The sequence below is a fragment of the Cupriavidus sp. SIMBA_020 genome (assembly GCF_046535395.1).
In the GTDB taxonomy this organism is placed as follows: domain Bacteria; phylum Pseudomonadota; class Gammaproteobacteria; order Burkholderiales; family Burkholderiaceae; genus Cupriavidus; species Cupriavidus campinensis.
This window is the reverse complement of the sequence record NZ_JAWRWU010000266.1, coordinates 1-317: the sequence shown is the minus strand read 5'-3', so window position 1 is coordinate 317 and position 317 is coordinate 1. Positions and strand designations below refer to the sequence as shown.

1 pseudogene is annotated in these 317 nt (G+C 59.3%); it reads left to right on the top strand.

The features are described from left to right. Nucleotides 1-154 (top strand): annotated as a pseudogene (locus SB751_RS29135) (alpha/beta hydrolase); the annotation flags it as partial. Nucleotides 155-317: the final 163 nt, after the last annotated feature.

Genomic DNA, 317 nt, shown 5'->3' with positions numbered 1-317 from the left:
CGGTTGCCCCCCTGAAGTGGGTGAAGTGATACTGGGCCATATGCTGCCAGGCGTTGAGGGGGTATATAACCGGCACGCCTATGACAAGGAACGTCGCCTGTGGCTTGGGCACCTTTCGAAGTACCTGGAAAAGCTGGCTGCGGGCCGCGGTTAATGTCCTGCAGCAGCTTTGCTTTTGCGTGCGCCGGCACGCTTGAAGAGCGCATCGCCAAGCAGGCGGCGACCGTCCAGGCGCGGGAGGGCACTCGCAGCTGAACGAAGGGGCTGAAAGCGCATGAGACTAAAAGCGTTTTCAGCGACGTGTTACATGTTTTGGA